18 protein-coding genes are annotated in these 16,336 nt (G+C 63.0%); 14 read left to right on the top strand and 4 right to left on the bottom strand.

Annotated elements, in window-relative coordinates; translation table 11 throughout:
- The first annotated feature begins 318 nt into the window (after positions 1–318).
- Genes imuA through NCS67_RS07740 form a run of 3 tightly spaced genes read left to right on the top strand, consistent with a single transcriptional unit; the run spans position 319 to position 6,145 of the window.
- On the top strand, positions 319–1,182 hold the full coding sequence (imuA, locus tag NCS67_RS07750) for a translesion DNA synthesis-associated protein ImuA (RefSeq protein WP_008349189.1): 864 nt from the start codon (positions 319–321) through the stop codon (positions 1,180–1,182).
- Positions 1,127–2,686: a Y-family DNA polymerase gene (locus NCS67_RS07745; RefSeq protein ID WP_502801849.1), complete on the top strand. Its 1,560-nt coding sequence runs from the start codon at positions 1,127–1,129 to the stop codon at positions 2,684–2,686. The genes imuA and NCS67_RS07745 overlap by 56 nt, the downstream gene beginning before the upstream one ends.
- A gap of 6 nt (positions 2,687–2,692) precedes the next feature.
- Positions 2,693–6,145 carry an error-prone DNA polymerase gene (locus tag NCS67_RS07740; RefSeq protein WP_425306881.1) on the top strand — a complete coding sequence of 1,151 codons (3,453 nt, stop codon included), beginning with the start codon at positions 2,693–2,695 and terminating at the stop codon, positions 6,143–6,145.
- On the opposite strand, the gene NCS67_RS07735 is transcribed toward NCS67_RS07740, so the two are convergent.
- A complete protein-coding gene (locus NCS67_RS07735; RefSeq protein ID WP_008349192.1) occupies positions 6,139–7,077 on the bottom strand; it encodes a dTDP-4-dehydrorhamnose reductase family protein in 939 nt (312 codons plus the stop codon). The genes NCS67_RS07740 and NCS67_RS07735 overlap by 7 nt on opposite strands.
- Positions 7,074–7,280, bottom strand: a complete 207-nt coding sequence (locus NCS67_RS07730; protein WP_008349193.1) for a heavy-metal-associated domain-containing protein — start codon at positions 7,278–7,280, stop codon at positions 7,074–7,076. Before NCS67_RS07730 ends, NCS67_RS07735 begins: the two co-directional genes overlap by 4 nt.
- 97 nt (positions 7,281–7,377) lie before the next feature.
- Here NCS67_RS07730 and cueR point away from each other — a divergent pair, with 97 nt between their 5' ends.
- Together cueR and NCS67_RS07720 are read left to right on the top strand one after the other, a co-directional pair.
- The gene (gene cueR / locus NCS67_RS07725; protein ID WP_250434870.1) at positions 7,378–7,764 is read left to right on the top strand and encodes a Cu(I)-responsive transcriptional regulator; all 387 of its coding nucleotides are present in this window, start codon (positions 7,378–7,380) and stop codon (positions 7,762–7,764) included.
- Between the two features lie 234 nt (positions 7,765–7,998).
- Positions 7,999–8,145 (top strand): DUF3563 family protein, encoded by a 147-nt coding sequence (locus NCS67_RS07720; protein ID WP_008349196.1) that lies wholly within the window; start codon positions 7,999–8,001, stop codon positions 8,143–8,145.
- 96 nt (positions 8,146–8,241) lie between these two features.
- Here NCS67_RS07720 and copM read toward each other — a convergent pair whose 3' ends face one another.
- Complete coding sequence (copM, locus tag NCS67_RS07715) at positions 8,242–8,640, bottom strand: CopM family metallochaperone (RefSeq protein WP_175982305.1); 399 nt, start codon at positions 8,638–8,640, stop codon at positions 8,242–8,244.
- A gap of 113 nt (positions 8,641–8,753) precedes the next feature.
- On the opposite strand from copM, the gene NCS67_RS07710 reads away from it, so the two are divergent.
- Positions 8,754–9,125 (top strand): hypothetical protein, encoded by a 372-nt coding sequence (locus tag NCS67_RS07710; protein WP_250434869.1) that lies wholly within the window; start codon positions 8,754–8,756, stop codon positions 9,123–9,125.
- A gap of 14 nt (positions 9,126–9,139) precedes the next feature.
- On the opposite strand, the gene NCS67_RS07705 is transcribed toward NCS67_RS07710, so the two are convergent.
- Positions 9,140–9,985 carry a 23S rRNA (adenine(2030)-N(6))-methyltransferase RlmJ gene (locus NCS67_RS07705; protein WP_008349200.1) on the bottom strand — a complete coding sequence of 282 codons (846 nt, stop codon included), beginning with the start codon at positions 9,983–9,985 and terminating at the stop codon, positions 9,140–9,142.
- Positions 9,986–10,274: 289 nt separating this feature from the next.
- Here NCS67_RS07705 and NCS67_RS07700 point away from each other — a divergent pair, with 289 nt between their 5' ends.
- The 8 genes from NCS67_RS07700 to hscB all read left to right on the top strand — a co-directional run bounded on the left by NCS67_RS07700 (position 10,275) and on the right by hscB (position 16,334).
- Positions 10,275–11,069 carry a 3-hydroxybutyrate dehydrogenase gene (locus tag NCS67_RS07700; protein ID WP_008349201.1) on the top strand — a complete coding sequence of 265 codons (795 nt, stop codon included), beginning with the start codon at positions 10,275–10,277 and terminating at the stop codon, positions 11,067–11,069.
- A 14-nt stretch (positions 11,070–11,083) separates the two neighbouring features.
- Entirely contained in the window at positions 11,084–12,304 is a 1,221-nt protein-coding gene (locus NCS67_RS07695; protein WP_250434868.1) for a DUF3734 domain-containing protein, read from the top strand.
- A gap of 121 nt (positions 12,305–12,425) precedes the next feature.
- Positions 12,426–12,908, top strand: a complete 483-nt coding sequence (locus tag NCS67_RS07690; protein ID WP_008349203.1) for a low molecular weight protein-tyrosine-phosphatase — start codon at positions 12,426–12,428, stop codon at positions 12,906–12,908.
- Positions 12,909–13,038: 130 nt separating this feature from the next.
- Entirely contained in the window at positions 13,039–13,566 is a 528-nt protein-coding gene (gene iscR, locus NCS67_RS07685) for a Fe-S cluster assembly transcriptional regulator IscR (RefSeq protein WP_008349204.1), read from the top strand.
- 82 nt (positions 13,567–13,648) lie between these two features.
- Positions 13,649–14,872, top strand: a complete 1,224-nt coding sequence (locus NCS67_RS07680; protein WP_008349205.1) for an IscS subfamily cysteine desulfurase — start codon at positions 13,649–13,651, stop codon at positions 14,870–14,872.
- Positions 14,873–14,920: 48 nt separating this feature from the next.
- Positions 14,921–15,349 carry a Fe-S cluster assembly scaffold IscU gene (iscU, locus tag NCS67_RS07675; RefSeq protein WP_008349206.1) on the top strand — a complete coding sequence of 143 codons (429 nt, stop codon included), beginning with the start codon at positions 14,921–14,923 and terminating at the stop codon, positions 15,347–15,349.
- Between the two features lie 50 nt (positions 15,350–15,399).
- The gene (iscA, locus tag NCS67_RS07670; protein WP_008349207.1) at positions 15,400–15,723 is read left to right on the top strand and encodes an iron-sulfur cluster assembly protein IscA; all 324 of its coding nucleotides are present in this window, start codon (positions 15,400–15,402) and stop codon (positions 15,721–15,723) included.
- A gap of 83 nt (positions 15,724–15,806) precedes the next feature.
- On the top strand, positions 15,807–16,334 hold the full coding sequence (hscB, locus tag NCS67_RS07665) for a Fe-S protein assembly co-chaperone HscB (RefSeq protein ID WP_250434867.1): 528 nt from the start codon (positions 15,807–15,809) through the stop codon (positions 16,332–16,334).
- Positions 16,335–16,336: the final 2 nt, after the last annotated feature.

The following is a 16,336-nucleotide window of genomic DNA, read 5'->3' as shown; positions in this document are numbered from 1 at the left end:
GGACCGTGAAACGACTCCACGCCGATGATAGTGCGGATACCCGTGTGAAAGTAGGTAATCGTCAGGCTCCTCATGCTGAAAGCAAGCGAAAGCCCCAACTCCAACGAGTTGGGGCTTTTTGCGTTTGAAGCGCGGTATCCGTGAATCCGGATAACCCGCGCTGCGACTCGCCTCGCGCCCCATCGGCGCATCCTTCCATCCGCCCAGCTGTTTACCCTCGCCCGCAAAAATACTGTATAAATATACAGTAAACCGGAGGCCCACCGAGCGCTTGCGCCATGAGCAGGCCCCTGTATTCGCGTCGGACGGGGAAAACTCATGGGTGCAGCACTTTCATTGCTCGACATCGGGCTGACATCGCATCTGCAGCGTCAGGTCTGGCAGGGCAGTCCGGTCAACGATCCCGATTCGAACATCATCTCGAGCGGCTTTCGAGCGCTCGACTTGGCCTTGCCCGGCGCAGGCTGGATGCCCGGCTCAGTCACCGAGTTGCTGATCGAAGAGAGTGGCGTAGGCGAAATCAGACTGCTCGCGCACTCGATCCGCGAACTGACAGCAAGCAAAGGCCGCTCCGTCATCTTCGTCGCGCCACCGTGGAAGCCCAATCTGGCCGCGCTTCGGACGATGAACATCGCGGTGAACAAGCTGGTCTGGGTCAAAGCGGCCGAGGATCAGGTGCTCTGGGCCGCGGAGCAGTCGTTGAAGCAGGAAGGCATCGGCGCAGTGCTGATCTGGCTACCACAAGTCGATGCCAAAGCCTTGCGAAGACTGCAGGTGGCGGCTCAGGAAGCGCAGTCGCTGGCATTTCTGTTCCGCCCGCTCAAAGCGGCGAAGCAATCCTCCGCTGCGCCGCTGCGCATGGTCTGCAAGCCGATACTTCCCGCCAACGCGCAGACGATGAACCGTCGCGAATGGATGCAGGCCGTCATGCTCGAAATCGACATCATCAAGCGGCGCGGCCCATTGCTCGGCAAGCCCTTGCAGTTGAACTTGCCGCTGCAGATGCCTGCGCTGCCCGAACATATTCGTCGGGCGCATCAGGCAAGGAAAGCACGAGAGGTCAAACATGTTGTGGATAGCGGTGACATTGCCGCTTTTATCGCTCGAAGCCGTCAGGCCGCCTTCGATGCCCTCAGCGCCGGCGAACTCGACATCGCCTGGAGCGAGCTCGACGGCGAATGACAATATCGATCAGTCATGCTTCGCGCTAGCCGATCACGCGCGCGTCCTGATGCCCGATCTCGTCGCGTTTCGGCTCGGCGTGCGGCCCGGCAGCACGCGCTCGCATGCGTTCGCGCTCGCGCCCCAACTGACGCTGCTTGCCGTCGACATTCGCGAGGAGCAGAACGCGCTCGAAGCCGTTGCGCTGGCGCTGCTCGCGTTCACGCCCAAAGTCGTGCTCGCGCATGCGAATACGGTACTGCTCGAAGTCGGCGCCAGCATGCGGCTCTTCGGCGGATTGCGCGCGTTGCTGTCCAGAGTGACATCGACGGTTAAAGGATGTGGCTTCACGTCCCGCATGGGCTGCGCGCCGACAGCGTGGGGCGCGTGGCTGCTGGCGCACGCGCGCACGCGCCGGGTCGCGCGGCGCGTACGCATCGTGAAAGAGACGACGCTCGTGCACGTACTCGATGAGTTGCCCGTATCGCTCATCCCATCGGCGCATTCGCACGGCAACGTGTTCGAGCAGATCGGTTGCGCGACGCTCGCCGATTTGCGTCGTCTGCCGCGCAAGGGCGTCGCGCGCCGCTTCGGGCAAGGCGTTCTGCAATGGCTCGCGCAAGCGTACGGACAGGCGCCCGACCCGCGTGAGGCATTTTGTGCGCCGGCGTCGTTCGAAGCGCGGCTCGAATTGCAGGCGCGCGTGGAAAGCGCCGAGGCGCTGCTGTTCGCCGCGCGCCGGCTCGTGCTGCAACTCGCCGGCTGGCTCTCTGCGCATCATGCGGCGGTCAGCGAATTTTCGCTCTTGCTCGAACACGAACTGGCCGCCCGTCACGCGCCGAAAACGTCGACATTCAAGGTGGCGTGGGCCGTGCCGACGCGCGACGCCGACCACATCCTGTGGCTCTTGCGCGAGAAGCTGAATCAGACGACGCTCGCCGCGCCCGTCATCGAGATGAAACTCCTGGCCGACAAGGTCAGCGAGCATGCGCCGCCGCCCGACACCTTGTTTCCGATGCCTGGTTCCGACAGCGAATCGATGGCGCAACTGCTCGAACGCCTGAGCGCGCGGCTTGGCGCGGAGAACGTGGTGCAACTGGTCGCGCGCGACGATCATCGGCCCGAGGCGGCGATGACCGTCGAACCTTATAAGCCCGCAAGCGAAACGAAACCCAAGCGTGGAAAAAAGTCGCCGAAGACGCAAACGGCAAGGGCAGAAGCAGAACCCGAAGTGCAAACGGAGTCAGACGAACCGCTCGAACTTCCCGATCTCGCCGTGCCCCAGCAGCCGCGTCCGTCGTGGATACTCGAAACGCCGCAAAAGCTGATGCTGCGCAACGAGCGGCCGTTCTATCGGCGTCCGTTGAAGCTGATCAGCCGGACCGAGCGTATCGAGGCGGGATGGTGGGACGGCAACGGCGTCCAGCGCGATTACTACGTCGCCGCCGACGATCGCGGGCGCATGTTCTGGCTCTATCGCGAACGTCTTACGGGCGACTGGTTCCTGCACGGTTTTTTCGGATGATGCGCGATGGATGATCTGAACGACATCATCGGTCTGCATGGAGACAACGCGTTTCCCGGCTCGATGTCGGCGTCGGCGTTGTTGCCCGGTTATGCCGAACTGCATTGCCTGAGTAACTTTTCGTTTCTGCGCGGCGCATCGCATCCGCAGGAACTGGCGGCGGCCGCGCTCGAACACGGCTACACCGCGCTCGCGATTACGGATGAATGCTCGCTCGCGGGCGTCGTGCGCGCGCATGCCGCGATCAAGGACATCGAGGCGAAGGCGCAAGCCGACGCCGAAGCCGCGCGGCTTGCCGGCGAGCCGCCGCCCAAGAGGCAGGATCTGAAGCTGATCATCGGCAGCGAACTGCATCTCACGGACGCCGATGGCGAGCCGTTCTGCACGCTTATCGCGCTCGCGACGAATCGGGCGGGCTACGGCAACCTGTCCGAGCTGATTTCGCACGCGCGCGCGCGTTCGCCGAAGGGCAGCTATCGGATCGGTCCGGAAGACTTCACCGATCCCGCCGCTTCATCCGATACATCGGACTTGCGCGGCGATATCGCGCATCTGAAGCACTTGCCCGATTGCCTGCTGATTCTCGTGCCGCAGCGCGCAGCGACGCTCGCCGATACGCTCGATCGCGCGCACTGGCTGGCCGGTTTCGCCGCGGGCCGCGCGTGGCTCGCGCTGGAGCTCTGGCAGGACGGCAGCGACGACGAGCGTCTCGCTTCGTGCCGCGTGATCGCGCAGGCGAGCGGATTGCCGCTCATCGCGGCAAGCGGTGCGCTGATGCACGCGCGCTCGCGCAAGCCCTTGCAGGACACGCTCACCGCGATTCGCCTGAACCGGCCGCTCGCCGAATGCGGCTATGCGCTCGAAGCGAACGCGGAGCGGCATCTGCGCACGCGGTTGCGCATCGGCGCGCTTTATCCGAAAGAGGCGATCCGGGAAACGTTGAAGGTGGCCGCGCGCTGCACCTTCTCGCTCGACGAACTCAAGTACGAATATCCCGAGGAACTGGTGCCGCCCGGCGAGACGCCCGCGAGCTATCTGCGCAAGCGGGTGATGGCGGGCGCGCTGCAGCGCTGGCCGAACGGCATGGACGCCGAGACGATCGGTCTCATCGACAAGGAACTGGCGCTCGTCGCGAAGCTGGAATACGAGAAGTACTTCCTGACGGTCTACGACATCGTCGCGTTCGCGCGCAGCAAAGGGATTTTGTGTCAGGGACGCGGCTCGGCGGCGAATTCGATCATTTGTTATTGCCTCTTCATCACCGAGCTCGATCCGGTGCGGATGGGTCTCCTGATCGAGCGCTTCATCTCGCAAGCGCGCAACGAGCCCCCCGACATCGATGTCGATTTCGAGCATCAGCGGCGCGAGGAAGTCATCCAGTACATCTATCAGAAGTACGGGCGGCATCGCGCGTCGCTGGCGGCGTCGCTCATCACGTATCACACGCGCAGCGCGCTGAAGGATGTCGGCAAGGCGCTCGGGCTCGATGCATCGCTGATCGAGCGCATCGGCAAATCGCAGCAATGGTGGGACGGGCCGTCGGCGGTGGCGGGTTATCTCCGGGAAGCCGGCTTCAGCGACGATTCGCACGTCACGAAGCATCTGATCCGGCTCACGCGCGAGTTGCGCGGCTTTCCGCGGCATTTGTCGCAGCATGTCGGTGGCTTCGTGATCGCGCGGGAACGTCTGTCGCGGCTCGTGCCGATCGAAAACGCCGCGATGAAGGACCGCTGCGTGATTCAATGGGACAAGGACGACATCGATCAGCTGAAGCTCCTGAAAGTCGACGTGCTCGCGCTCGGCATGCTTTCGGCGATCCGGCGCGCGCTCGAATTCGTCGCGCTGCGGCGCGGCGTGCCGGGCTTCGGGCTGTCGCATATTCGTCGCGAGGACAAGGCCGTCTACGAAATGTGCTGCCGCGCGGACACCATCGGCGTGTTTCAGATCGAATCGCGTGCGCAGCAGAGCATGCTGCCGCGCTTGCGGCCTCAGAAGTATTACGACCTCGTCATCGAAGTGGCGATCGTGCGGCCCGGCCCGATCCAGGGCGGCATGGTGCATCCGTATTTGCGCCGCAAGCAGGGCCTGGAAGAGGAGGATTATCCGAAAGAGGAACTGCGGCCGGTGCTCGGCCGCACGCTCGGCGTGCCGATCTTTCAGGAGCAGGTGATGAAGCTCGCGATGGTCGCGGCGGGCTACACGGCGGAACAGGCCGATCAGTTGCGCCGCGCGATGGCCGCGTGGCGCCGCGGCAGTCATCTGGAAAAGTATCAAGCCGATCTCATGCAGAAGATGCTCGCGCGCGGCTACGAGCACGATTTCGCCGCGCGCGTGTGCAAGCAGATCGAGGGTTTCGGCGAATACGGCTTTCCTGAGAGTCACTCGGCGAGCTTCGCGCTGCTCGTCTACTTCAGCGCGTGGATCAAGCGTTACGAGCCCGCGGCGTTTCTGGCCGGCCTGCTGAACAGCCAGCCGCTCGGCTTTTATTCGCCGTCGCAACTCGTGCAGGACGCGCGGCGTCACGGCGTGCCGGTGTTCGCGCCCGATGTTTCGCTGAGCGATTGGGAGTCGGTGCTGGAAGCGCGCGCCGGCGATGGCGAGCGCATCGGGTTCGATGCCGGCAAGGAGCGGCGGCGTCAACAGTTTTACGGCGCGGCAGAGTCGGATCGCGTGTTCCGGAAGACCGTGCAGCGAGCGGCGCGCAGGCTCAGAAAGCGCGTCGAGCTGGATGGACGGCAATACGGCGCGAAAGGGCCAGGCGTGCGGATCGGCCTGCAACTGATCAAAGGTCTGCCGCAAGCGGCGGCCGAGCGGATCATGGCCGCGCGCGCAGAAGCGCCGTTCATCGATGTCGACGATCTCACGCGCCGTGCCGCGTTGTCGCGCCGCGAACTCGAAGCGCTCGCGGCGGGCAATGCGCTCGCGAGCATTGCAGGACACCGGCGTCAGGCGTGGTGGGCGGTCACCGCACAGCAGCGCGCGCCGGAATTGCTGCGCGACGCGCCGATGAGCGAGGCGCCGCTGCTGCTGCCGGAAGCATCGGAAGGTCGCGAAATCGTCGACGATTACGCGAGTCTCGGGCTCACGCTCAATCGGCATCCGCTCGCGCTTTTGCGCGCGAAGCTCGCGCGTATGCGCTTCAAGACCGCGGCCGAACTCGCGGATATCAGAAACGGGCGCTTCGTGCGGGCGTGCGGCATCGTGACGGTGCGGCAGCGGCCGGGCACGGCCAACGGCACGATTTTCGTATCGATCGAGGACGAAACGGGCGCAATCAACGTGATCGTCTGGCCGGGGCTCGTCGAGAAACAGCGCAAGGTGCTGCTAGGCGCGTCGCTGCTCGGCGTGCACGGCGTCTGGCAAATGGAAGGCGAGGTGCGCCATCTGGTGGCGCAGCGGCTCGAAGACCATAGTGCTTTGCTCGGCCGCCTGGCCGCGCCGAGCCGCGATTTTCACTGAGATGAGACGTCCGGATACTTCGCGAGCAGTCTGCCGATCGCGATGTCGAACGGCGTGCGCCGGCCGATGCCCAGCGCTTCCAGCCGGCCGGAATCGAGATGACAGTCGCGCGGGCGCGGCGTCGCGTCCGCGGGCGTGCGCTGCGCAACGAGCTTCGCGTCCACTTTCAGTGCTCGCGCGATGCGTTCGGCGATATCGAACTTCGTCATCGGCTCGTCGCCGGACCATTGCGTGATCCCGGAGATCGTCGCGCCTTTCGCGTGATGTTCGAGCATGCCGCGAATCACCACGGCGACATCGGGCGTGTATGTCGGATAACGCGTCGCCCAGGCGTCCATCGAGGCGGGCGCGCCGGCAGCCTCGGACGATTTCACGATCGCGGGCGTGAGGCTCGTCACCGCAGATTCGCTCCAGTCGGTGAACGGCCCGTAAAGCAGCGGCAGACGCAGCACGCAGGACATCGGATCGCTCGCGAGCAGCGCGCGTTCGCCGTCGAGCTTGCTCTGGCCGTAGGCGTTGAGCGGCGCGGGCGCGTCGTCGGGCAAATAGGGCGGCGACGCGCCGTCGAAGACGTAGTCGGTCGAAATCGACAATACCCATGTGCCGAGCGCGCGCGCTTCGGTGGCGATCACGCTCAACGCCTCGACATTCAACGCGCGCGCGAGCGCCGGATCGTTTTCGCAGATGTCCGGACGCCGCTCCGCTGCCGCGACCACGATCGCATCCGGCGCGAGATCGCGCACGAACGCGCGTACCGCGTCATGGTCGAGCAGGTCGAGCTTCACGCTCGCGGCGTCGGCGCGCCGGTGAGCCGTATGCACGACGCGCCACGTCTGCGTGCTGGCCGCGCTCGCCAGTTCCGTGGCAACCGCCCGGCCCAGCAACCCCGACGCCCCGATCAGCGCGACGGTAAAGCGCTCGTTTTGCCTCATGCCGAAGCGACGCCGACGACCGTATAGCCGGCCTCGTCGATGGCTTCCTTGAGCGCATCGTTCGATTTTGCGGATTCGACGGCGACCTTGCCTCGCTCCAGATCGACGCGAACTTGCGCTTGCGGATCGATTTCCTGAATCGAGCGCGTCACAGCGGCGACGCAGTGCTGGCAACTCATGCCCTGAACTTCGAATTCGGTCATTGCTGTTTCCCCTTGAAAAAGTCCGGATCAACGACATCGTATACCTTGCCATCATGGGAAGGTGTAGAGTCGGAATGACATTTTTCAGGAGCAGACGATGAATATCGGCGAAGCGGCCCGCGCCTCGGGCGTGACCGCGAAAATGATCCGCTACTACGAGAGCGTCGGATTGCTCAATCCGGTCGGACGGACGTCATCGGGATATCGCGTGTATGGCGATCACGAGGTCCACGCGCTGCGTTTCGTGCGGCAGGCACGCCGGCTCGGTTTTCTCGTCGACGATATCCGCAAGCTGCTCGCCTTGTGGCAGGACCGGTCGCGGGCGAGCGCGGAGGTGAAGTCGATTGCGCTGGAACATGTTGCGGAACTGGACCGGCGGATCGCCGAATTAACCGAGATACGCGACACGCTGTCGCATCTGGCTAATCATTGTCACGGCGACGCGCGGCCGGATTGCCCGATATTGGACAAGCTGGCGCAGTAATGCACGAAAATGGTGCGTGTGCAACGACCAGATCGTTGATAATGAGCAAATTGATACGAGAAATCAGTGGTTTAAGCAAGAATGCGGCCTGCACCATTCCGAATCCGAATGCACACTATTCAAGCATTTCACTACCCCGGCACGGACGTTCTCCCCTATAATCCGGGTATTCCCTAACGCGGGTAATCCCTGACCCGAACCGCCAGGGATCTTTCGAAGACCTTGGAGAACACCATGTTTGCATTCCTCATCGAAAAACTGAGCATCTGGTTTGAAGCCGCCGAGCAGCGCCGCCGCGAAGCCTATCTTGCGCAATCGACGGACATCGTCCAGCTTGAACAGCGCATCCGCTCGCTGGAAACGAACGGCTACAACGCTTAAGCGTTTCGTTCCTGGCGTCGAACACGCCCGATGTGAAAGCAAAAGCCCCGCAATTGCGGGGCTTTTGCTTTTTGCTCGTCACGTGAGCGGAGCGTTTTACTGCTTGTGCGGATGCTGCTCCAGCCACTGTTTCATGAATGCGATTTCCTTGTTCTGCGCGGCGATGATGTCCTTCGCCAGCTTGCGCAGCTTGGCGTCCTTGCCGTACTTCAGTTGGACCTTCGCCATTTCCACCGCGCCCTGATGATGCGGAATCATGTGCGCGACGAAATCCCGGTCGGCGTCCCCCGTGTACTCGATGCTCGACATGCCCGACATCATTTTCTGATCGGCGGCCTGGAACGCGGCGGTGGACGAGACGTCCGTCGGCTTCGGCTCGTGCTGTTCCATATTCATGCCTGGCATTGCATCGCTCGCCGGCGCGGCGGTCTGGGCATTCACGCTTGCGCTGCAGAGGATGGTGAAGATGGCAAGTGCGATTCTTGTTGATTTCATCGTATCTCCTGTGGAAGGGGCGGTTGCAAGGCTGCTTATGTGTCGAACCACCTAGCCTAAAGCTTGCCACCGGGGTAAGGTAAAGCGGTTTCGTCTACACAAAAGCGCGCGCGATGCCAGGCCATATCAATGACACGACGAATATCGGGTTCCGCCATCGAATCACGAAAGTCACGCAGGTTTGCATCGCGCTCGCCGCAGTCTTGCCCGGCTCGCAACCGGCGCTCGCCAAGCCGGGCGGCGAACCGCTCGTACTCGATACGCAAACCGGTATCCACAGCGGCGTGAGCGGCACGGTGCTCCAGAGCGGCCCGCTCGGCGGCCCGGGCATGGTGCCGATGGCGACATTGCCCGGCATCCCGCAGGAGGCTCAACCGCCCATCGTCGTTTCACCATACGTCGAATATTCAAGCGGACAGAACATGGTGCCCGTTCAGCCTGGCGGCGGCGTGCGCCCCAGAACTCCGCGCGCGCCTTATCCCTGACCCCGAAACCGTGCTCAGTCGGCGCGATGTTCAAGCTTGAACGAAGCGTTGCCATCCTCGCCGAGCGCGTCGACGAGGTAGGGCAGTGATTCCTTCAGTTCCTTCGCCAGCGTGTAGGGCGGGTTGATTACGAACATGCCGCTGCCGAACAACCCGAAGCCGTCCGTCGGCGGTTTCCTCACCGTGAGGGCCGCATGCAGCCAGCCGTTCGGCTGGATCGCCTTCAGCTGATCGGCGAAACGCTGCGACTCCTGGCGCGTGACGATCGGGTACCAGACCGCATACGTTCCGGTCGAGAAGCGCTTGATACTTTCTTCGAGGCACGTAATCGTGCGGGCGTAGTCGCGCTTGTCCTCGTACGACGGATCGATCAGCACGAGCGCACGCCTCGGCGGCGGCGGAAGAATCGCCTTGATGCCGTCGAAGCCGTCGCCTTCGTAGATCATCGCGCGCCGGCCGGCATCGCGGAAATTGTGGCGCAGCACGTCGATTTCCGTGCTGTGCAACTCGAAAAGCCGCATGCGATCCTGCTCGCGCATCGTGCGCCAGGCCAGATAGGGCGAGCCGGGATAGAAACGCAGACCGCCATCGGGATTCAATGCCTTCACTTCGTCGACATAGTCGGCGAGCAGCGCCGGCAGGTCGCCGCGATCCCAAAGCTTGCCGATGCCCGTCTCGAACTCGGCGTTCTTCGTCGCGAAGCCTTCGGTGAGCGAATACACTCCGGCGCCGGCGTGCGTGTCGACATACCAATACGATTTGTCCTTCTGGCCGAGATAGCGAAGCATCTGAATGACGATCGCGTGTTTCAGCACATCGGCGTGGTTGCCCGCATGAAAGGCGTGACGGTAACTGAGCATGACAGGAGGCCCGCGTCGGGCGCGAGAAGCAAAATGAAAAGGTGCGGCGGAAGGGCGCCTATTCTAGCCGACCCCGTGCGCTGCATGACTCACGACGCCCAGCGCGTGCTGCGGCGCATTGCGTCCTTCATGCACAATAACCGCTCCCGGACTTTCATGAACAGTCGGCCGAATGGCCTAAGCGTTCTGAGTTTCGCCCGACTTTTCCTATGCCGAACGGCCAGCTTGATAGCCGTGCCGACGGATGTTGTCATACACCCGATGTCTTCCCACTGGATAGGAGGTTCGCATGTCATCAAACGGTAAGCTCGACGGCAAGGCCGCGATCGTGACGGGCGCGGCGAGCGGTATCGGCAAGGCTATCGCGTTCACGCTCGCCGGCGCGGGCGCGGCGGTCGCCATCGCCGATCTGAATCAGGCGGGCGCGGACGCGGTCGCCGAAGAGATCCGCGGCAAGGGCGGCAAGGCTATCGGCATCGCGATGGACGTGACGAACGAAGACGCCGTCAATCAGGGCATCGATCGCGTCGCTGCGGAACTGGGCTCTGTGGACATCCTCGTGTCGAACGCGGGCATTCAGATCGTCAATCCCATCGAAAACTACGCGTACGCCGACTGGAAGAAGATGATGGCGATCCACGTCGACGGCGCGTTTCTCACCACCAAAGCCGCGCTCAAGCATATGTACAAGGACGATCGCGGCGGGGTAGTGATCTATATGGGTTCGGTGCATTCGCACGAGGCGTCGCCGCTGAAGTCCGCCTATGTGACCGCGAAACACGGACTGCTCGGCCTCGCGCGCGTGCTGGCGAAGGAAGGCGCGAAGCACAACGTGCGCTCGCACGTCGTCTGTCCGGGCTTCGTGCGTACGCCGCTCGTCGACAAGCAAATTCCCGAGCAGGCCAAGGAGTTGAAAATCAGCGAGGAAGAAGTCGTCAGGCGCGTGATGCTCGGTGGCACGGTCGATGGCGTATTCACGACCGTCGAGGACGTCGCTCAGACCGTGCTCTTCCTTTCCGCGTTCGAAACGGCGGCGCTGACGGGGCAATCGTTCGTCGTGAGTCACGGCTGGTTCATGCAATAAGGAGAACGCGCGGGATGTCGGAAATCGAGAACGAAGAAGTCATAGGACGGGAAAGCGCGCGGACTCGGGCGTCCGCCGGGCGGCAAGCCCGCGTGCACCTGCCTCCCTACGAGACGATCGCGCTCATGCTCCAGGGCGGGGGCGCGCTCGGCGCCTATCAGGCGGGCGTCTATCAAGGGTTGCACGAGGCGGACATCCATCCGAACTGGATCGCCGGCATCTCGATCGGCGCGCTTAACACGGCGATCATCGCGGGCAACGCGCCCGAGCATCGCGTGACGCGTCTGCTTGAATTCTGGGAGACGATCTGCCGGCCCGCGTTCGGTTTCCCGTTGCCCGCGTTCCTCGAGCGCGCGCTATTCGATTCCGTCGACGAAATCCGCAAGGCGTTCACCGCGATGCAGGCTTTCGGTGCGATCGTCGAAGGGCAGAAGGGATTTTTCATCCCGCGCTTTCCGCCGCCGTCGCCGATCGCGTCGAGCTCGCCGCAGACCGCGAGCTATTACGACACCACGCCGCTCAAGGCCACGCTCGAGCGGCTTTGCGATTTCGACCGCATCAATTCCGGCGAAACGCGCGTGTCGGTAGGCGCGGTGAACGTCGCGACCGGCAACTTCGCGTATTTCGACAACACGCAGATCCGCTTGCGCGCCGAGCATTTCATTGCCTCGGGCGCCTTGCCGCCGGGCTTCGCCGCAGTCGAGATCGACGGCCAGTTCTATTGGGACGGCGGTCTCATGTCGAACACGCCGCTCTACGAAATCGCGCAGGCGACGCCGCGCCGCGACACGCTCGCCTTCCAGGTCGATCTGTGGAGCGCGCGCGGGCCGGTGCCCGACAGCATCGTCGACGTGATGGGGCGCGTGAAGGACGTGCAGTATTCGAGCCGCACGCGTCTCGTCACGGATCAGATGCAGCGCGCGCAGCGCTACCGTAACGTGTTGCAGCACGTTCTCGATCTCGTGCCCGAAGACGTCCGCGAGAGCGACGAATGGTGCAGGCTCGCCGCCCAACTGGCATGTTCGAAGCGTTACAACATCATCCACCTGATATACCGGCAAAAAGAGTACGAGGGGCATTTCAAGGACTACCAGTTCGGCTTTTCGACGATGCGCGAACACTGGGAAAGCGGTCTCTCCGATATGCGCCGCACGCTTGCGAATCGCGACTGGCTCGACATGCCCAACGGCGAGTCGCGCTTCATCACGCACGACATCCATCGGGACGAGCGATGAAAGCGTTGCGCAAGATGGAATGAGCCGTGTGGGCGAGAATTTGTGCCCCTTTGTATAATTCGGGACGCATTCCGGTGCTGTTTCTATCGACGCCGGACATCACGACTTTTCCCGGCTTTAGATGAACTCGATCGCGGTCTGCTTCGTCTGTCTCGGCAATATCTGCCGCTCGCCCAGCGCGGAAGCGGTGATGCGCGATCTCGTCGAGCGCGCGAAACTGGCTGAGCGCATCGTGATCGATTCGGCGGGCACCGGCGACTGGCACATCGGCGAGCCACCGGACGAACGCGCGCAAAAGGCAGCGAAGAAGCGCGGCTACGATCTGTCGAAGTTGCGCGGCCGTCAGGTCGCCGCGGCCGATTTCGCGCGCTTCGATCTGTTCATCGTCATGGACGACGCCAACGCCGCCGCCTTGGCGGAAGTCTGCCCGTCCGAGCACCGCGACAAGATTCGCCTGCTGATGGAGTTCGCGACGCGCGACGACAGCCGCGTGGTGGTCGATCCCTATTTCGGTGGCGAAGAGGGCTTCGAAAAAGTGCTCGACCAATGCGAGGACGCATGTGAAGGCTTGCTGAAAGCCTTACGCGCTCAGTTGACTGCCTGAGCGGCGGCGCGGCCGCGCGATCCAAAAAAACGCGTTAAAAGACTACTTATCTCGCCCCGGATACTTGACTAAAAACGTGGGCTATTTATACTTGACGAAAACCATCGAGTATTAGCGTTAGCTCCCAATTATGAGACTCACCACGAAAGGCCGTTTCGCCGTCACGGCGATGATCGACCTGGCGCTGCGCCAGGAGCAGGGCCCGGTGACGCTGGCAGGCATCAGTCAGCGCCAGCGCATCTCGCTTTCCTACCTCGAACAGCTCTTCGGCAAGCTGCGGCGGCATGAGATCGTCGAATCGGTTCGCGGACCGGGCGGCGGCTACAACCTCGCGCGCCGCGCGGAGAACGTCACGGTTGCCGACATCATCATCGCGGTCGACGAGCCGATCGACGCCACGCAGTGCGGCGGCAAGGGCACGTGCGAAGGCACGAAGCAGCACGACGGCCACTGCATGACGCACGAGCTCTGGGCGACACTGAACCAGAAGATGGTCGAGTATCTCGATTCCGTCTCGTTGAAGGATCTGGTCGACCAGCAGCGTGCGCGCGAAGGTTCGTCGGCGGTGCTGCGCGACCGGCGCGCGGAATCGGCTGGCGTCGAGGCCGCGCGTGTCGTGCCCAAGGGGCCGAATTCCATTTTCAATCTGGCCGGATGACATAAACCGCGCCGGCGCGAGCCGCGCGCGCAGACGAAAGCGTCCCAGCCAAGAGCTTTGACCGATTTTCCCGGAGCGACTGATGAACAACGATATTCCCCACCTGCCCATTTACATGGACTACAGCGCGACGACCCCCGTCGATCCGCGCGTGGTGGACAAGATGATTCCGTATCTTCGCGAGCAGTTCGGCAATCCGGCCTCGCGCAGCCACCAGTACGGCTGGGATGCGGAGCGTGCGGTCGAGGAAGCGCGCGAGAACGTCGCGGCGCTCGTGAATTGCGATCCGCGCGAGATCATCTGGACGTCGGGTGCGACGGAATCGGACAACCTCGCCATCAAGGGCGCGGCGCACTTCTACAAGAGCAAGGGCAAGCACATCATCACCGTGAAGACCGAGCACAAGGCCGTGCTCGACACCACGCGTGAGCTGGAGCGCGAAGGCTACGAAGTCACGTATCTCGACGTGAAGGACGACGGTCTCATCGATCTGGAAAAGTTCAAGGCGGCGATCCGTCCGGACACGATCCTCGTCTCCGTGATGAGCGTGAACAACGAAATCGGCGTGATTCAGGACATCGAGGCGATCGGCGAGATCACGCGCGAGAAGGGCATCATTTTTCACGTCGATGCGGCGCAAGCCACCGGCAAGATCGAAATCGATCTGCAAAAGCTGAAGGTCGATCTGATGTCGTTTTCGGCTCACAAGACGTACGGTCCGAAGGGCATCGGCGCGCTGTACGTGCGTCGCAAGCCGCGCGTGCGCATCGAAGCGCAGATGCACGGCGGCGGTCACGAGCGCGGCATGCGTTCGGGCACGCTCGCGACGCATCAGATCGTCGGCATGGGCGAAGCGTTCCGCATCGCGCGTGAGGAAATGGCGACGGAGAACGAGCGCATCCGCATGCTGCGCGACCGTCTGCTGAAGGGGCTGCAGGACATCGAAGAGGTGTACGTCAACGGCGACATGGAACGCCGCGTGCCGCACAACCTCAACATCAGCTTCAACTTCGTCGAAGGCGAATCGCTGATCATGGCGGTGAAGGACGTCGCGGTGTCGTCGGGTTCGGCGTGCACGTCGGCGTCGCTCGAGCCTTCTTATGTGCTGCGCGCGCTCGGCCGTAACGACGAACTCGCGCACAGCTCGATCCGCTTCACGGTCGGCCGCTTCACCACCGAGCAGGACGTCGACTATGTGATCAACCTGCTGAAGAACAAGATCGCGAAACTGCGCGATCTGTCGCCGCTCTGGGAAATGCACAAGGACGGCATCGACATCTCGACCATCCAGTGGGCTGCGCACTAAGCGACCACTGAGCGCCACGCGACACCGAATATTAGGAGAGTTTGAATCATGGCTTATAGCGACAAGGTTCTGGACCACTACGAAAACCCGCGTAACGTCGGCTCGTTCTCGAAGGACGACGACACCGTCGGCACCGGCATGGTCGGCGCGCCGGCGTGCGGCGACGTGATGAAGCTGCAGATCCGCGTGGGCGCGGATGGCGTGATCGAGGACGCGAAGTTCAAGACCTACGGCTGCGGCTCGGCGATCGCATCGAGCTCGCTCGTCACCGAATGGGTGAAGGGCAAGACGCTGGATCAGGCGCTCACCATCAAGAACACGCAGATCGCCGAAGAACTGGCGCTGCCGCCGGTGAAGATCCACTGCTCGATCCTCGCGGAAGACGCGATCAAGGCGGCGGTTGCGGACTACAAGCAGCGTCATGGCGTCGCGGCGCCGGAAGCGGCAGCGGCTGAATCGAAGCAGGCAGCGGCGTAATTGTGACGACGGGCGTCCGGGGCGGCGCCCCGAAGAGAGAAGCGAAGACTATGGCAATCACGTTGACGGATAAAGCGGCACAACACGTGCAGAAGTATCTGACGCGGCGCGGCAAGGGCGTCGGCTTGCGGCTGGGCGTGCGGACGACGGGCTGTTCGGGCCTCGCCTACAAGCTCGAGTATGTCGACGAGCTCGCACCGGAAGACACCGTGTTCGAGTCGTCGGGCGTGAAGATCGTGATCGATCCGAAGAGTCTTCCGTATCTCGACGGCACCGAGCTGGACTTCGCCCGCGAAGGCCTGAACGAAGGCTTCAAGTTCAACAATCCGAACGCGAAGGACGAATGCGGCTGCGGCGAATCGTTCCGCGTCTGACGGGAATGACGCCGGCGGTATCGGCAAAAGAGGCGGCGCGTGCCGCCTTTTTCATTCGCGCACACTGAATTCACAGACATAGCATGGCCACGCTCACCGACAGTCACTTCGATCTCTTCGATCTGCCGCAGACCTTCGCCGTCGACCAGCAGAAGCTCGACGACGCTTATCGCACCGTGCAGGCGCAAGTGCATCCGGACCGTTTCGCCGCGGCCGGCGATGCGCAGAAGCGTCTCGCGATGCAGTGGGCCACGCACGCGAACGAGGCGTATCAGACGCTGCGCGATCCGCTGAAGCGCGCGCGCTATATGCTCGCGCAGCGCGGCATCGACGTCGGCGCGGAGAACAACACCGCGATGGAGCCGGCGTTCCTGATGCAGCAGATGGAATGGCGCGAAAATATCGAGGATGCGGCGAACGCGAAGAACATCGGTGCGCTCGAAGCGCTGCTCGACGAACTGCGCGACGAAGAGCGCATTCGCTTCATCAAGCTCGAGGCGCTGATCGACAGCAAGTCGGATCAGGCGGCGGGCGAGGCCGTGCGTCAGTTGATGTTCATCGAACGCGTGGCGCATGAAATCGGCACGCAGATCGAACGGCTCGAACACTAAAG

Origin of the sequence: Caballeronia sp. ATUFL_F2_KS9A, assembly GCF_023630765.1 — a bacterium.
Lineage (GTDB): Bacteria > Pseudomonadota > Gammaproteobacteria > Burkholderiales > Burkholderiaceae > Caballeronia > Caballeronia zhejiangensis.
This window is presented reverse-complemented; position numbering and strand designations above follow the sequence as displayed.

What these genes read in the sequence shown, in the direction of transcription:
- NCS67_RS07730 (WP_008349193.1), bottom strand. Translation starts at nt 7,280, where the DNA reads ATGACCGAATTCGAAGTTCAGGGCATGAGTTGCCAGCACTGCGTCGCC.
- NCS67_RS07705 (WP_008349200.1), bottom strand. Translation starts at nt 9,985, where the DNA reads ATGCTCAGTTACCGTCACGCCTTTCATGCGGGCAACCACGCCGATGTG.
- NCS67_RS07700 (WP_008349201.1), top strand. Translation starts at nt 10,275, where the DNA reads ATGTCATCAAACGGTAAGCTCGACGGCAAGGCCGCGATCGTGACGGGC.
- NCS67_RS07735 (WP_008349192.1), bottom strand. Translation starts at nt 7,077, where the DNA reads ATGAGGCAAAACGAGCGCTTTACCGTCGCGCTGATCGGGGCGTCGGGG.
- NCS67_RS07720 (WP_008349196.1), top strand. Translation starts at nt 7,999, where the DNA reads ATGTTTGCATTCCTCATCGAAAAACTGAGCATCTGGTTTGAAGCCGCC.
- iscA (WP_008349207.1), top strand. Translation starts at nt 15,400, where the DNA reads ATGGCAATCACGTTGACGGATAAAGCGGCACAACACGTGCAGAAGTAT.
- NCS67_RS07695 (WP_250434868.1), top strand. Translation starts at nt 11,084, where the DNA reads ATGTCGGAAATCGAGAACGAAGAAGTCATAGGACGGGAAAGCGCGCGG.
- NCS67_RS07680 (WP_008349205.1), top strand. Translation starts at nt 13,649, where the DNA reads ATGAACAACGATATTCCCCACCTGCCCATTTACATGGACTACAGCGCG.
- copM (WP_175982305.1), bottom strand. Translation starts at nt 8,640, where the DNA reads ATGAAATCAACAAGAATCGCACTTGCCATCTTCACCATCCTCTGCAGC.
- cueR (WP_250434870.1), top strand. Translation starts at nt 7,378, where the DNA reads ATGAATATCGGCGAAGCGGCCCGCGCCTCGGGCGTGACCGCGAAAATG.
- iscU (WP_008349206.1), top strand. Translation starts at nt 14,921, where the DNA reads ATGGCTTATAGCGACAAGGTTCTGGACCACTACGAAAACCCGCGTAAC.
- hscB (WP_250434867.1), top strand. Translation starts at nt 15,807, where the DNA reads ATGGCCACGCTCACCGACAGTCACTTCGATCTCTTCGATCTGCCGCAG.
- NCS67_RS07740 (WP_425306881.1), top strand. Translation starts at nt 2,693, where the DNA reads ATGGATGATCTGAACGACATCATCGGTCTGCATGGAGACAACGCGTTT.
- NCS67_RS07710 (WP_250434869.1), top strand. Translation starts at nt 8,754, where the DNA reads ATGCCAGGCCATATCAATGACACGACGAATATCGGGTTCCGCCATCGA.
- iscR (WP_008349204.1), top strand. Translation starts at nt 13,039, where the DNA reads ATGAGACTCACCACGAAAGGCCGTTTCGCCGTCACGGCGATGATCGAC.
- NCS67_RS07690 (WP_008349203.1), top strand. Translation starts at nt 12,426, where the DNA reads ATGAACTCGATCGCGGTCTGCTTCGTCTGTCTCGGCAATATCTGCCGC.
- NCS67_RS07745 (WP_502801849.1), top strand. Translation starts at nt 1,127, where the DNA reads ATGCCCTCAGCGCCGGCGAACTCGACATCGCCTGGAGCGAGCTCGACG.
- imuA (WP_008349189.1), top strand. Translation starts at nt 319, where the DNA reads ATGGGTGCAGCACTTTCATTGCTCGACATCGGGCTGACATCGCATCTG.